Annotated in this window: 17 protein-coding genes and 1 pseudogene; 6 read left to right on the top strand and 12 right to left on the bottom strand. The window is 64.9% G+C overall.

Features of this window, described 5'->3' with window-relative positions; all coding sequences use genetic code 11:
* Positions 1-38 precede the first annotated feature (38 nt).
* Genes RT460_RS16430 through grxD form a run of 3 tightly spaced genes read right to left on the bottom strand, consistent with a single transcriptional unit; the run spans position 39 to position 1,689 of the window.
* Complete coding sequence (locus RT460_RS16430) at positions 39-632, bottom strand: YhgN family NAAT transporter (RefSeq protein WP_313320373.1); 594 nt, start codon at positions 630-632, stop codon at positions 39-41.
* Positions 629-1,351, bottom strand: a complete 723-nt coding sequence (locus tag RT460_RS16425) for an SDR family NAD(P)-dependent oxidoreductase (protein ID WP_313320406.1) — start codon at positions 1,349-1,351, stop codon at positions 629-631. The genes RT460_RS16430 and RT460_RS16425 overlap by 4 nt, the downstream gene beginning before the upstream one ends.
* 17 nt (positions 1,352-1,368) lie before the next feature.
* Entirely contained in the window at positions 1,369-1,689 is a 321-nt protein-coding gene (gene grxD, locus RT460_RS16420) for a Grx4 family monothiol glutaredoxin (protein WP_313320370.1), read from the bottom strand.
* Positions 1,690-1,807: 118 nt separating this feature from the next.
* Here grxD and RT460_RS16415 point away from each other — a divergent pair, with 118 nt between their 5' ends.
* Positions 1,808-2,386, top strand: coding sequence for a superoxide dismutase (locus RT460_RS16415; protein ID WP_313320368.1), 579 nt, complete (start codon positions 1,808-1,810; stop codon positions 2,384-2,386).
* Between the two features lie 215 nt (positions 2,387-2,601).
* Here the strand turns inward: RT460_RS16415 and RT460_RS16410 are convergent, their stop codons facing one another.
* From RT460_RS16410 to purE, 3 genes are read right to left on the bottom strand one after another with little or no spacing between them, the layout of a single operon-like run.
* The gene (locus RT460_RS16410; RefSeq protein WP_313320365.1) at positions 2,602-2,937 is read right to left on the bottom strand and encodes a carboxymuconolactone decarboxylase family protein; all 336 of its coding nucleotides are present in this window, start codon (positions 2,935-2,937) and stop codon (positions 2,602-2,604) included.
* 44 nt (positions 2,938-2,981) lie between these two features.
* A complete protein-coding gene (locus RT460_RS16405) occupies positions 2,982-4,142 on the bottom strand; it encodes a 5-(carboxyamino)imidazole ribonucleotide synthase (RefSeq protein WP_313320363.1) in 1,161 nt (386 codons plus the stop codon).
* Entirely contained in the window at positions 4,139-4,642 is a 504-nt protein-coding gene (gene purE / locus RT460_RS16400; protein ID WP_313320360.1) for a 5-(carboxyamino)imidazole ribonucleotide mutase, read from the bottom strand. Before purE ends, RT460_RS16405 begins: the two co-directional genes overlap by 4 nt.
* A gap of 59 nt (positions 4,643-4,701) precedes the next feature.
* Here purE and RT460_RS16395 point away from each other — a divergent pair, with 59 nt between their 5' ends.
* The 4 genes from RT460_RS16395 (at position 4,702) to RT460_RS16380 (ending at position 7,297) form a co-directional block, all read left to right on the top strand.
* Complete coding sequence (locus RT460_RS16395; protein ID WP_313320358.1) at positions 4,702-4,971, top strand: Trm112 family protein; 270 nt, start codon at positions 4,702-4,704, stop codon at positions 4,969-4,971.
* Complete coding sequence (gene nadC / locus RT460_RS16390; RefSeq protein WP_313320356.1) at positions 4,968-5,828, top strand: carboxylating nicotinate-nucleotide diphosphorylase; 861 nt, start codon at positions 4,968-4,970, stop codon at positions 5,826-5,828. The genes RT460_RS16395 and nadC overlap by 4 nt, the downstream gene beginning before the upstream one ends.
* A gap of 60 nt (positions 5,829-5,888) precedes the next feature.
* The gene (locus RT460_RS16385; protein ID WP_313320353.1) at positions 5,889-6,869 is read left to right on the top strand and encodes a DUF2272 domain-containing protein; all 981 of its coding nucleotides are present in this window, start codon (positions 5,889-5,891) and stop codon (positions 6,867-6,869) included.
* A 77-nt stretch (positions 6,870-6,946) separates the two neighbouring features.
* Positions 6,947-7,297: a DUF3301 domain-containing protein gene (locus tag RT460_RS16380; RefSeq protein WP_313320351.1), complete on the top strand. Its 351-nt coding sequence runs from the start codon at positions 6,947-6,949 to the stop codon at positions 7,295-7,297.
* 194 nt (positions 7,298-7,491) lie between these two features.
* Here RT460_RS16380 and RT460_RS16375 read toward each other — a convergent pair whose 3' ends face one another.
* The 6 genes from RT460_RS16375 to RT460_RS16350 form a co-directional block, all read right to left on the bottom strand.
* Positions 7,492-7,926, bottom strand: a complete 435-nt coding sequence (locus RT460_RS16375; protein WP_313320348.1) for a ClpXP protease specificity-enhancing factor — start codon at positions 7,924-7,926, stop codon at positions 7,492-7,494.
* 82 nt (positions 7,927-8,008) lie between these two features.
* Positions 8,009-8,644, bottom strand: a complete 636-nt coding sequence (locus tag RT460_RS16370) for a glutathione S-transferase N-terminal domain-containing protein (RefSeq protein ID WP_313320346.1) — start codon at positions 8,642-8,644, stop codon at positions 8,009-8,011.
* Positions 8,645-8,795: 151 nt separating this feature from the next.
* Positions 8,796-9,539: a cytochrome c1 gene (locus tag RT460_RS16365; protein WP_313320344.1), complete on the bottom strand. Its 744-nt coding sequence runs from the start codon at positions 9,537-9,539 to the stop codon at positions 8,796-8,798.
* Positions 9,532-10,794 carry a cytochrome bc complex cytochrome b subunit gene (locus RT460_RS16360; protein WP_313320342.1) on the bottom strand — a complete coding sequence of 421 codons (1,263 nt, stop codon included), beginning with the start codon at positions 10,792-10,794 and terminating at the stop codon, positions 9,532-9,534. Before RT460_RS16360 ends, RT460_RS16365 begins: the two co-directional genes overlap by 8 nt.
* 2 nt (positions 10,795-10,796) lie before the next feature.
* Positions 10,797-11,417 (bottom strand): ubiquinol-cytochrome c reductase iron-sulfur subunit, encoded by a 621-nt coding sequence (petA, locus tag RT460_RS16355; RefSeq protein ID WP_312914426.1) that lies wholly within the window; start codon positions 11,415-11,417, stop codon positions 10,797-10,799.
* Positions 11,418-11,589: 172 nt separating this feature from the next.
* Positions 11,590-12,510 carry a lytic transglycosylase domain-containing protein gene (locus RT460_RS16350; protein ID WP_313320340.1) on the bottom strand — a complete coding sequence of 307 codons (921 nt, stop codon included), beginning with the start codon at positions 12,508-12,510 and terminating at the stop codon, positions 11,590-11,592.
* A gap of 206 nt (positions 12,511-12,716) precedes the next feature.
* Here RT460_RS16350 and RT460_RS16345 point away from each other — a divergent pair.
* Positions 12,717-12,857 (top strand): annotated as a pseudogene (locus RT460_RS16345) (tRNA (N6-isopentenyl adenosine(37)-C2)-methylthiotransferase MiaB); the annotation flags it as partial.

Below are 12,857 nucleotides of genomic sequence, written 5' to 3'. Positions count from 1 at the left end.
CGGCGGCGCAACATGACAAAAAGCGACAAATCAATCGGTTAAGCCAACGAACCGAGGTAGGTCGCCAAGCCGTCCAACAGCATCTGCACCGAAATCGCGACCAGCAGCATGCCCATCAACCGCTCCAGGGCGGTCAGCGCGCGAGCACCCAGCAGCTTGTACAGCAGGGTCGCGGACATCAGGATCGCCGCCGTGGCACCCCACGCCAGCAGCAAGGCCAGGCTCCAGTCACCCAGCCGTTCGGGCTCGTTGCTGCCCATCAACATCACCGCTGCCATGCCTGAAGGCCCGGCCACCAGCGGGATCGCCATCGGCACGATGAACGGCTCGCCATCCGGCACCGCGCCCATCAAGCCTTCGGGCTTGGGGAAAATCATGCGGATGCCGATCAGGAACAGGACGATGCCGCCGGCGATGGCCACTGACTCCTGGCGCAGGTGCATCAGCTCCAGCGCGTACTTGCCACCCCACAGGAACCCCATCAGCACAGCAAGCGCGATGAGCAACTCGCGCACCAACACAACCCGCTGGCGTTTCGGCGTCAGCGGCTTGAGCAGGCTCAGGAACACCGGGATATTGCCCAGCGGGTCCAGGATCAGGAACAGCAGCAAGGCTGCCGACAGGATGGTCACGCCGTGAGATCCATCACCTTGCCGCGCCAAGAACCGCCGGTGGCCGCCAACAGCTGCACACAGGCATCGGCATAGCTGGCCGGGTCAACCGGGGCGCTGTCTTCCTCGTGGGTATAGGCGCGGGCGCGCAGCCCGGTGCGCATCGGCCCGGGCTGGATGCCGCTCACCCGTACAGGGCCATTGCGCAGCTCGTGGTGCAGGCTCTCGATCAGGCCGCGCAGGCCGTACTGCGCCACGCCGTAGCCGCCCCAATACGCCTGTCCCACGCGCTGCGGATCATCCAGCGCAAACACCACCGCCGCGTCATCCCGCTGACGCAGCAGCGGCAGGCAGGCCTGGGTAAGCCAGGCACGCGCGGTGAGATTGACATGAATTGCGCGGGCAAACGCTGCCGGGTCGCCCAGTGCGAACGGTGTCAGGCCGGCAAAATCGGCAGCGCAATGCAGCACCCCATCAAGCCGGCCCAGCTCGCCTTGCAGGCGTTCGGCCAGCGCGACGTAATCGTCCGGCCCGGCCCCTTCCAGATCCAGCGGATACAGCAACGGCTCAGCGCCCAGCGGCGCGGCGCTGTCGTAAACCCGGTTCAGCTTGGCCACCTTGCGGCCCAGCATGACCACCGTAGCCCCGGCTGCAGTACAGGCACGGGTTGCGGCCGCCCCCAACCCACCGGCCGCTCCGGCAATCAGAATCACCCGACCCGCCAGATCGGCACCCGCCATCCCCCTGGGCTGGGCACTCACGCCTGCCCCGCCTCGGCAACGATGCGCTTGAGCTCACCGGATTCCAACAGCTCCAGAATGATGTCGCAGCCACCGATCAGCTCGCCATGCATGAAGAACTGGGGAAAGGTTGGCAGGTTGGAGAACCGTGGCAGGTTGGCGCGAACTTCCGGAAATTCCAGCACATTGACCGTGCGCAGGTTCGCCGCCCCCGCCGCAAGCAGTGCCTGTACGGCACGGCTCGAATAGCCGCACATCGGGTATTGCGGTGTGCCCTTCATGAACAGAACGAGCGCATGCTGCTCAACTTCTGTCTGGATCTGCTCCATCACCGGCATTCAAATTCTCCCAATTGCGAAAGAACGGCCCGTCCTGGTCGGATAGACTTTCCCGTGGTCGGCCATTGTAATCCGAGCCGACCGATTCCCGGCGTCCTGCCACAAAAAAGAATGCCCCATGCCCCTGGAACTACCCGCGCTGCCCTACCCCCGCACTGCGCTGCAACCGCACATTTCCGCTGAAACCCTGGACCTGCATCACAGCCGCCACCACCGGGGCTATGTGGATGCAGTCAATGCGCAGATCGCGGGCACCGAACTGGCCGATGCCACGCTGGAAGAGATTGTGCGGCAAAGCCAGGGCAGCCTTTTCAACGCTGCCGCACAGGCATGGAACCACGCCTTTTTCTGGCAGTGCCTGCATCCGCGGGCCGGTGGCGAACCGCACGGCGTACTGGCTGAATTGATCAACCGCCAGTTTGGTGACGTGCAGAAGCTGCGGGACGAATTCAACAAGGCCGCACTGGCGGTATTCGGCTCCGGCTGGGCATGGCTGGTGAGGCACCCGGACGGCAAGCTGGCCGTGGTTACCACCCGCAACGCCAATACCCCGCTTACCGGCGCCAGCACGCCACTGCTGGTCTGTGACCTGTGGGAACACGCCTACTACACCGACTATCAAAACGAACGCGCGCGCTACCTGCAGGCCTTCTGGAAACTGGTGAACTGGGATTTCGCAACGGCGCAACTTGGCTGAGATGCCAAGCCATCCTTGCGCAGGGAAGTAAGTCCCCATCGACGCGGGTAGCTGAAGCCAAGGCCAAACGCGGTCGTGCCCCCGCCCGCACGGGAGTGACGGCTTCAAACCAAGCCGTCACGACATCCCGGGCAAGCGCAAAACGGCCACGGCACCGGCGCACGTCAGCCGGCCCGTCCAACGGCAATCAAATTCGCGCCGAACCGGCACCAACCTCAATCGTGCGCAGCCACGGCATCAAGCACGCGCGCCGAGTACACCATTGCCGCGCCTGCGTTCAGTGCGACCGCAACACCCAAGGCTTCGGATATTTCCTCGCGGCTCGCGCCCTGCTTGAGAGCGGCATCCACGTGCGTGGTGATGCAACCATCGCAGCGCGTAGTCACGGCCACCGCCAGCGCGATCAACTCGCGGGTCTTGCCGTCCAGATGATTGGTCTGCGCGCCGGCGCCACTCAGGGTCAGGTAGCCCTTGAGCGTGTCGGGGGACAGTTTGCCGAACTCGCCGATACGACCCTTGAGCTCGCGGCGGTAGTCATTCCAGTCAAGCATGGTGGTTCTCCGGTAAGGACCGGAGAACCATACCCCTGCAATGCTTAGTTCGATGTCATGCCGGTGCGACGCAGTGTTTCCACCACGGGCGCCACCTGCGCCTGCCGGCCCAGGGCCTCGCCCACGCGCAGCAGCGCGTCGGCCAGTTCCACCACGGTATCGGCGCGCAGGTTGGCATGACCGACCTTGCGTCCTTCGCGCGGCTGCTTGCCGTAATCGTGCCAATGGCCGGAAGGCTCGCGCAGTACCGGTGCGGCATCGGGCATCTGCCCCAACCAATTCAGCATGCAGGCCTGACCCAGCACACGGGTATCCCCCAGGGGCAGGCCGAGCACCGCACGCAGATGGTTTTCGAACTGCGAGGTCTCGGCACCATCACTGGTCCAATGACCGGAATTGTGTACCCGCGGCGCCATTTCATTGGCCAGCAGCTCATCGCCACGGCAGAACAGCTCCAGCGCGAACACACCCACATAGTCCAGATGTTCGGCAACACGACGGGCGTAATCAATCGCGATAGCCTGCTGCGCCGGCGTGACCGACGCAGGCGCCAGGCTCGCCGAGAGCACACCGTCCACATGCCAATTGCCGGTCAACGGCCAGGCACGGAACTCGCCATCGCGGCCGCGCACGGCCACCACGCTGACCTCACGGTCAAACGCAACGAAACCTTCCAGTATCAACCCGGTTTTCTCGACCTGCGCGCCCAACGCCTGCCATGCAGCATCCACGTCTGCCTGGCTGCGGATCCGGAACTGGCCCTTGCCGTCGTATCCCAGGCGGCGGGTCTTGAGAATGCACGGCGTGCCGAACTCGGCCACACGGGCAGCCAGCGCATCGCGACTGCCGATATCGGCGAACGGCGGCAGCGGAATACCCAGCCCCTGAAACAAGGTCTTCTCGCTGAGGCGGTCCTGCGCCACCGCAAGGGCAGCGGGGTTGGGATAGACCGGCTTGCGCTCGGCCAACCAACGGGCACTGGCCGCCGGCACGTTTTCGAAATCGAAGGTGATCACGTCCACCTTGGCCGCAAACTCGGCCAGTGCGGCAGCGTCATCAAATGCCCCGACATGCAGCGGCGCCACCTGCCCTGCACAGGCATCGGCGGCGGGATCGAACACGACAAAGCGCAGCCCCAGCGGCGCGCCAGCCAGCACCATCATGCGGGCCAGCTGCCCACCCCCCAGAATTCCAACCGTGGTCATAGGCGCGGATCGTCGCTGGCCATGACGTCTTCGGTCTGGCGGCTACGGAACTGTTCCAGTGCCTCACCGATCTGCGGCTCGGACGATGCCAGCATCGCTGCGGCAAACAACCCCGCATTGGAGGCACCCGCATTGCCGATGGCAAACGTGGCAACCGGAATACCGGCCGGCATCTGCACGATCGAGAGCAGCGAATCCATACCATTGAGCGCCTTGGACTGCACCGGCACACCCAGCACCGGCAATGCGGTCTTGGCGGCCAGCATGCCCGGCAGGTGGGCGGCGCCACCGGCACCGGCAATGATCGCGCGCAGACCGCGCGGACCGGCCTGCTCGGCGTAGCTGAACAGTACGTCCGGCGTGCGATGGGCCGAGACTACCTTCACTTCATAAGGCACACCCAGAGCATCGAGCTTCTGGGCGGCGTGTTGCATGGTTTCCCAGTCGGAGCGGGAACCCATCACGATGCCGACTAGCGGCGCGGGGTGGTTGGGGGTCATTGGCCGTCACCTGCTGCAAAGACGTATTCTAGCCGTCTTCCCGGCAAGACCACGAACTGATGGACCGCAAACTGCTAGACCTGCTCGTCGCCCCCGATACCCGCCAGCCGTTGGCCCTGCTTGAAAGTGCCGGCCTGGACGCCATCAACCGCGCCATCGGCGCAGGCGCCCTGCTCCGCGCCGACGGCAGCGCACAGGCGCAGCCACTGCGCGAAGCCCTGATCACGGCAGACCGCAAGACGGTCTACCGGGTGGATGACGGCATTCCGGTGCTGCTGGCCGATGAAGCCATCGCCACCGCCCAGATCGCCGACTTCCCCGCCAAATGACACTGCCGCACCCGCCCCAGGCGCCGGCCCAGGAGGTCATCGAGGCCGATGTCGCCCGCGCCCTGGCCGAGGACATCGGCAGTGGTGACGTCACCGCCGCGCTGCTACCGGATACGGCCGACATCGCCTACCTGCTGTGCAAGCAGGACGCGGTGATCGCCGGCCGCCCCTGGTTCGATGCCACGCATCGCGCACTCGATCCCCAGGTGCAGATCCATTGGCGGGTGCTGGAAGGTGACCACGTCAAGGCCGGCACGGTGCTGGCAACCCTGTCCGGGCGTAGCCGCAGCCTGGTCAGCGCCGAGCGCACCTCGCTGAACTTCATGCAAACCCTGTCCGCCACCGCCACCACGACCGCCCGCTACGTGGCGGCCGTCGCCGGCACCAAGGCGCGCATCCTCGACACCCGCAAGACCCTTCCTGGGCTGCGCCTGGCGCAGAAGTACGCCGTGCGTTGCGGCGGGGGTGACAACCACCGGATCGGCCTGTTCGATACGGTCATGCTGAAGGAAAACCACATCCGCGCCGCTGGCTCGCTGACCGCAGCCGTACGCGCTGCACGCAGCCAACAGCCAAGCCTGCCGTTGGTGGTGGAAGTGGAGGACCTGGCGCAACTTGAGGAAGCCTTGGCCGCAGGCTGCGAACGTATCCTGATCGATGACTTCAGCCCGGCCATGCGCCGCGATGCCGTGCGCATTGCCGCCGGCCGCATTCCCCTGGAAGTGTCCGGCAGCGTCGACCTTGCTGGCCTGCGCGCCATCGCCGAGGACGGGGTGGACTGCATCTCCATCGGCGGCCTGACCAAGCACGTCCAGGCCATCGACCTGTCGCTGAAGCTGGGCCCGCCGCCGGCCTGACTCACGGCCTGCATACAGCCCGGCCTGCGACACTGCCCCCATCCCCCCGCGGAGTCTGCCGTGGCTTACCGGTACCTGTTGTGCGGCCTTACCCTGCTCGCCCCCGCGTTCGCCGCACACGCGGTGGAGGCCTGCGATGTTCCACCCCGCTTTGGCTTGAGTGAGACCGGCAAGGCGGTGGTCCGCGCCGCCTGCGGTGAACACCGCCTGTGGTACCGCCCCTTCATTGATCGTGACGGCCGCATCGCCAGCCTGGGGGTGACCGAAGCCGAATCCGACAATCTGGCCGACAACGGCCTGGTCGCCTGGCAGCGCGTGGCCGGCTACTGGCGCGAAAGTGGCACGCTGGCGCCGATGGGCGCCATTCCCGGTGCCTCCAGCTGCATGCAGCCGGCCGGCAATCGCTATACCGACAGCGACTGCCGCGCCTTCCTGATCGACAATCCGTGGTCAGCCGCCTTCATTTCCTGGGTAATGACCCGCGCCGCGGTTCCCGGTTTTGCGCGCTCGCCCCGCCATATCGACTACATCCGCGCGGCCTACCAAGGCGGGGCGAACGGCAGCCCCTACCGTTTGACCGATCCTGCGGTCGAGAAGCCCGCTCCCGGCGACATGCTGTGCTTTCTGCGCGACCGCAGCAGCACGCTGAACTATGCCGGCCTGGTAGAGGCCCTGGGCAGCGGCCGTACCGGCAACTGGAAGTCCCATTGCGAGATCGTGATCGGCGCCAATGTCGGTGGCGACCGCACCCTTTATCTGATTGGCGGCAACGTGGCCAACAGCGTGGTCATGCGCAAACTCGGCCTTGACCGCACCGGCCTGATCGAGCTGCCGAAGGCCGCCGCTGCACAGCCGATGGTCTCGGCGATCGAAACCGGCTGCTCGCCTGGCCAGGAAGAGGAATGCAACCTCAATCGGCAGGATTGGGCGGCGCTGCTGAAGCTCACCGCTATCGCGCCCGCTCCTGCGCCGACGCCGGTGTTCAACTCGACAGCGCCATTGCCGCCACCGCCGGACGAGCCGGTCCCACCGACGCGCTGAACCCATCCGCCCGGTGCCGTTGCCTACGGCACTCCGGGCCTCGCACGAAGCAGCGCGCGATACCCTAAAGTAGCGGCATGCCTACGCTACTTATTCTGATGATCGTCGGTGCCATCGGCTTTGCGTTCTGGGACCGCTCCCGCGCAGCAGCCGACCGCGCCACCGAACTTGGCCGCAACGCCTGTCGCGCTGCCGATGTGCAATGGCTGGACCAGAGTGTGCACGCCACCGGCATGCGTCTGTGCCGCCTGCCCAACGGTTGGCTGGGTTTCGAACGCAGCTTCCGCTTCGACTACTCCTACGATGGCGTCGAGCGCCACACCGGGCGCATGGTGCTGCGCGGCCGTGAACTGGTGTCGTTCAGCGGCCCCGCCGCCGCGCAGATCGGCCGTTTGCGCCAAAGCACCGAAGAAGCCGAAGACATCTGAACCACGGCACGAGCGGTGCAAGCCGCGAAGCAAGCAACCGCTGAAAGACCTCAAAGGGCTCCTGCCCGCCCCCTGTACTCGCCCGCCGCAAAGGCAGCGGGCCAGGTGCCGCCCTGGGCAAATTCCGGTCGCAGCAAACGCCCCGCCGCAAACTCCGAAAACAAAATCGCCGCCCTTCGGCGGCGATTGCGGGGTTACTTCACCACACGCAGGAACGGGCGCTTGCCCGCCGGTGGCGGCTCGGGCGCGCTGGGCGGCGGCGTATCGTCGTCATCACCCGGCAGCGATTCGGCCCCCGGGATGTCATCGGGCAAGGCCATGCCCTGTCCGGTCTCGCGCGCATAAACCGCAAGCACCGCCGAAATCGGCACGCTCACAGGGAAACTGGTGCCGCCAAAACGCGCCGTGAAACTCACGTACTCGTTGTCGATGTGCAAGCCCACCACGGCACGCTCGGCAATATTCAACACCACGCGCTCTTCCTTGATCGCACTGCTGGGGACCTGGACGCCCGGCACGCCGGCATCGACCATCAAGTGCGGGGTCATGCCGTTGTCGTTGATCCACTCCACCAGCGCGCGCAACAGATAGGGGCGATGGCTGCTCATCCGGAAAATTTCTTCAGTCATGCGGTAAGTGTACGCGGCATTGAAGCGCGATCACCGCCGTGCGGCGGTGATCGATAAGTCGGCATACAGCCGCTACCGCCGCTCAGACCGGCAGGTCGCGCAGCTTCTTTTCCTGATCGGTAAGGCTGCGGATGAAACCCGGGTTGCGGAAGATGCGGTTGCCGTAATCCTCGATGGCCTTGCCATCCTTGGGCAGTGCCACGCCCAACGACTCCAGGCGCCAGATGATCGGCGCCATCGCGCAGTCGGCCAGGCTCATTTCCGGATTCAGGAAGAACTTGCTTGCCTTGAACAGCGGCACGGATTGGGCCACCAGTTCCTTCAAGCGCTTGCGCCCTGCCTCGGACTGGGTCTTGTTGCCCAACTGGATGGCCTGCACCTGCGGCACCCAATCGTGCTCGATGCGCAGCATCGCCAGGCGCAGACGCGCACGTGACAACGGATCCACTGGCATCAGCGGCGGATGCGGGTAGCGCTCATCCAGGTACTCGCTGACCACCGACGCCGCGTACAGCACCAACTCGCGCTCAACCAGGGTCGGCACCGAGTGGTACGGGTTGAGGTCGATCAGGTCTTCTGGCGGATTCTGCGCATCAACCGGCACCAGGTCGTAGTTCACGCCCTTGGCCGCCAGCACCAGCCGCACGCGATGACAGAGGACATCGTCGTTGGCAGAGAACAAAGTCAAGGTATTACGCATACGCACACTCGCCGCCATCAAAGGCTCTCCAACGGCCGGAATCCGCCGGCCTTACGGCCCCGTCGACCCATTGCCGACGGTCGCCACGGTCACCCCGAGTGTGCCTACCGATAGGCGCACTTGCCAAGACCCTATACCCATCCCCGGGTTCTAGCGATGCAAATCGCCCTCAATGCACGTCCTTCCAGTACTCGGTCTTGACCAGATAGGCCAGGAAGGTCAGCAGCGCCAGGAACAGGACCACCCACACGCCCAGGCTCTGACGCTTCAACGCGGCGGGTTCGCCGGCGTACTCGAGGAAGTTGGTGATATCGCGAACGGTCTGGTCGTACTCCCGTGCATCTACCTTGCCGGGCCGCTCGATCTTCAGGCCGACCACGGGCGGATCGATGCCTTCCTGCTCGGCCTTGCCATGGATGGCGTGCTGTTGGCCTTGCAGCTCCCACAACGGGTTGGGCATGGAGGCGTTGGGGAAGACCTTGTTGTTCCAGCCCAACGGACGTGACTCATCCACGTAGAACGACTTGAGGTAGCTATAGACCCAGTCACTGCCGCGTACGCGCGAGATCAAGCTCAGGTCCGGCGGCATCTTGCCAAACCATTTGGTCGCTTCGTCGTGCGGCATCGACACCTGGATCTGCTCACCGAAAGCCGCACCCGTGAAGTTCAGGTTATCCATCACCTGCTGCTCGCTCAGGCCCAGATCGTCCGCCATGCGCGAGTAACGCAGGTACTTGAGCGAATGGCAGCCAGAGCAATAGCTCATATAGGCCTGCGCGCCACGCTGCAGCGAGGCCCGGTCGCCCAGGTCATTGCCCGCCTGCATCAGGCCACCACCTTCGGCAGCGAATACCGGCGCGCAGAACATCATCGCGGCGGCCATGGCCAACCGCACAATCCACTTGTCAGTCATGCGTCGTCACCCGGTCCGGTACCTGCTTGGTGCTGTCGATCCGCGTCCAAACGGGCATGGTGATGAAGAAGGCGAAGTACAGGAAGGTCAGCACCCGCCCGACCCAGGTTTCCCAGATCGCGGTACCCGGGCCGGAACCAATCACGCCCAGCCACACGAAGCACACCGCCAGCACGCCCAGCATCACCTTGGAGATCGGGCCACGGTAACGGATCGACTTGACCTTGGCCTTGTCCAGCCAGGGCACCAGGAACAGGATGGCGATCGCCGAGAACATCACGATCACGCCACCCAGCTTGTTGGGCACCACGCGCAACATGGCGTAGTAAGGCGTGTAGTACCAGACCGGCTTGATGTGCTCCGGCGTCACCAGGCGGTTGGCCTCGGTGAAGTTGTCATGCTCCAGGAACAGCCCGCCGAACACCGGCGCGAAGAAGATGATGAAGGCCGCCAGGGTAAGCAGGAAACCGACGCCCACCAGATCCTTGACCGTGTAATACGGATGGAACGGAATGCCATCGGTCGGCGCGGTCGGTGACCAGCGGTTGCCCTTCGGCCCCTTCTTGATCTCTACGCCATCGGGGTTGTTGGACCCGACCTCATGCAGCGCGCCAAGGTGCAGCACCACCAGCAACAGCAGAACCAGCGGCATGGCGATCACATGCAGCGCGAAGAAGCGATTGAGCGTCGCGTCGCCGGGCAGGTAGTCGCCCATGATCCACTCGGTCAGTCCGTTGCCGATCACCGGGATGGCACCGAACAGCGAGATGATCACCTTGGCGCCCCAGAACGACATCTGGCCCCAGGGCAGCACATAGCCCATGAAGGCTTCGGCCATCAACACCAGGTAGATCAGCATGCCGAGGATCCACACCAGCTCGCGCGGCTTCTTGTAGCTGCCGTACATCAACCCGCGGAACATGTGCAGGTAGACCACGATGAAGAACAGCGAGGCGCCGGTGCTGTGCATGTAGCGGATCAGCCAGCCCCACTCCACGTCACGCATGATGTATTCCACCGATGCGAACGCTTCAGCCGCGCTGGGCTTGAAATGCATCGTCAGGAAGATGCCGGTGACGATCTGGTTGACCAGGATCACCATCGCCAGCGAACCGAAGTAGTACCAGAAGTTGAAGTTCTTCGGCGCGTAGTACTCGCTGACGTGCTTGCGGTACACCGGCATCAGCCCCGGCGCACGCTCATTGACCCAGTTGGCAACGCCGGTGGCGGTGCGGGTAAGGATGTTGTCGGCCATGATCAGGCTGCCCCCTGCGGATCGACGCCGATGACGATGGTGTTGTCATCCACATAGTGGTGCGGTGGCACCAACAGGTTGATCGGCGCCGGCACGTCCTGGAACACGCGGCCGGACATGTCGAAACGCGACTTGTGGCAGGGGCAGAAATAGCCACCCTTCCATTGTGCGTCATAGGGCTCGGGGCGGATCTCGGCAACCATTTCCGGCGAGCAGCCCAGATGGGTGCACAGGCCCACCAGCACGGAGACATCCGGCTTGATCGAGCGGTATTCGGGATTGGCCTTGAGCACGTAATCCGGCTGCTGGTCCTTGTTGCCGGACTCAGGATCCTTCAAACGCCCATCCAAGCCCGGCAGGGCTTCAAGGATGGCCTTGGACCGCTTGACGATCCAGATCGGCTGGCCACGCCATTCCAGGATCAGCCGTTGGCCTTCCTGCAGGGCGCTGATGTCGGCGGTCACCGGGGCACCGGCCAACTTGGCACGAGCGCTGGGATTCCACGACTTGATGAACGGTACCGCTGCGAAGCCGACGCCGACTGCACCTACCACGGCTGTGGTTGCTGTCAAAAACCGCCGACGTCCGGTGTTGACTGGATCGTTTACCCCATCGTTGGCCATCCGGCACTCCGAATTGATTAGGTAGCGTGAGGCTGCCAGCGGTCTGGTGGGGGCCATTCCGCTTTGAATCGAATCGTTCGCGAGTGTAGCGGAACGCTTAACGCTCGCACAACGCGATCAAACACCAAGCTGCGGAATTTGTCACGGCCTGCCGCAGCACGACCGGGCCGGGCTACTGCCGGCTCGCCTGCTCGCCCCGGTAACGGTCGGCCAGCTGTGCCACGCGCTGCACGTAATACTGTGTCTCCTTATAAGGAGGCACGCCACCGTGACGGTCCACGGCGCCTTCGCCGGCGTTGTAGCCAGCCGCAGCCAGGGTCAGGTTGCCGTTGAACCGGCGCAGCAGCCAGGACAGGTACTGCACACCGCCGCGAATGTTCTGGCCGGCGTCGAAGGAATCGGACACACCGAAGCGACGTGCCGTGGCCGGCATCAGCTGCATCAGGCCCTGGGCACCGGCACGGCTGAGCGCGGTCGGGTTGAAGGCCGACTCGGCGTGGATGATCGCCCGCACCACTGCCTCCTCCACCCCGAACTCGCGGGCCGCAGCGGCGATCTCGGCGTTGTAGGCCTGCGTGTTCAGGCGCACCGAGCCGAAGTTGACGGTCGAGTTCACGCCGCAGGCGAAGCAGCGCTCGATGTAGCTGTAATGGATGGTGCGTACCGCGCCGACGTTGGCCACCTGGGTCGGGCGGGTGCTGGTGTAATGCCGCACCCCGTCCTTCATGTAGGCATAGACCTGGCCGCTGACCACCCGCTGCGCGCGGCCCGCCGTTGCGGGCGCCGCAGTCGGGGCCACCGCGGTGGGCGCGGACTGCGCGGTCAAGGTGGTGGGGCTGCGCTCACCGGCCGCAGGTACGGCATTGGTGACCGCAAGCGGTGCCGGCACCGGCGCAGTGGTGACGCGCGGCGGCGGGGCCTCACGTGAGGGCCGATAGCTGCTGACCACGCTGCAGCTGGCACCGCCAATCCGCTTGGTGACGTAGTTGGGAATCCCGTCGCTGCCGATGCACTTGTACAGCGTGCCCGCACTGGCCGGCGACGCGACCAATGCAGCAGCAAGAACGACGGTGATCCCCAAAATCCCCTTCATGGGCGGGGAGTCTCCCAGCTTCAATGGGGCTTGCCAAGTATTTGACGCGATTCGGTTTCGCGCCGGGCATCCCGGGCCGATACAATAGCCCGCTTCGATGCGGCCCCAGCCGCCTGCCCGCCCACCCGTCTGGAATAAGCGCCATGCCCGGGACGCCAGCTACATCCCTGCCGAATTCGGCCGGCTCCGCCGCGCCTACTGTTGAAATGACCACTCCTGAACTGATTCCCCTGCCCGGCGTCAAGCCGACGGTTGCCGGCGGCGCGCGCGGCAAGCTCTACATCAAGACCCACGGTTGCCAGATGAACGAGTACGACTCGGCCAAGATGGCCGACGTGCTGGCCGCC

This window comes from Stenotrophomonas sp. (genome assembly GCF_032061965.1).
Lineage (GTDB): Bacteria > Pseudomonadota > Gammaproteobacteria > Xanthomonadales > Xanthomonadaceae > Stenotrophomonas.
Note: the sequence above shows the minus strand (reverse complement) of the source record. Positions and strands in the feature narration are given on the sequence as shown.

Excerpts from the sequence above, each read along its gene's own strand:
- RT460_RS16365 (WP_313320344.1), bottom strand. The coding sequence starts at position 9,539 with ATGACTGACAAGTGGATTGTGCGGTTGGCCATGGCCGCCGCGATGATG.
- RT460_RS16410 (WP_313320365.1), bottom strand. The coding sequence starts at position 2,937 with ATGCTTGACTGGAATGACTACCGCCGCGAGCTCAAGGGTCGTATCGGC.
- RT460_RS16405 (WP_313320363.1), bottom strand. The coding sequence starts at position 4,142 with ATGACCACGGTTGGAATTCTGGGGGGTGGGCAGCTGGCCCGCATGATG.
- petA (WP_312914426.1), bottom strand. The coding sequence starts at position 11,417 with ATGGCCAACGATGGGGTAAACGATCCAGTCAACACCGGACGTCGGCGG.
- RT460_RS16425 (WP_313320406.1), bottom strand. The coding sequence starts at position 1,351 with ATGGCGGGTGCCGATCTGGCGGGTCGGGTGATTCTGATTGCCGGAGCG.
- RT460_RS16380 (WP_313320351.1), top strand. The coding sequence starts at position 6,947 with ATGCCTACGCTACTTATTCTGATGATCGTCGGTGCCATCGGCTTTGCG.
- RT460_RS16370 (WP_313320346.1), bottom strand. The coding sequence starts at position 8,644 with ATGGCGGCGAGTGTGCGTATGCGTAATACCTTGACTTTGTTCTCTGCC.
- RT460_RS16395 (WP_313320358.1), top strand. The coding sequence starts at position 4,702 with ATGGACCGCAAACTGCTAGACCTGCTCGTCGCCCCCGATACCCGCCAG.
- grxD (WP_313320370.1), bottom strand. The coding sequence starts at position 1,689 with ATGCCGGTGATGGAGCAGATCCAGACAGAAGTTGAGCAGCATGCGCTC.
- RT460_RS16375 (WP_313320348.1), bottom strand. The coding sequence starts at position 7,926 with ATGACTGAAGAAATTTTCCGGATGAGCAGCCATCGCCCCTATCTGTTG.
- RT460_RS16350 (WP_313320340.1), bottom strand. The coding sequence starts at position 12,510 with ATGAAGGGGATTTTGGGGATCACCGTCGTTCTTGCTGCTGCATTGGTC.
- RT460_RS16415 (WP_313320368.1), top strand. The coding sequence starts at position 1,808 with ATGCCCCTGGAACTACCCGCGCTGCCCTACCCCCGCACTGCGCTGCAA.
- purE (WP_313320360.1), bottom strand. The coding sequence starts at position 4,642 with ATGACCCCCAACCACCCCGCGCCGCTAGTCGGCATCGTGATGGGTTCC.
- nadC (WP_313320356.1), top strand. The coding sequence starts at position 4,968 with ATGACACTGCCGCACCCGCCCCAGGCGCCGGCCCAGGAGGTCATCGAG.
- RT460_RS16360 (WP_313320342.1), bottom strand. The coding sequence starts at position 10,794 with ATGGCCGACAACATCCTTACCCGCACCGCCACCGGCGTTGCCAACTGG.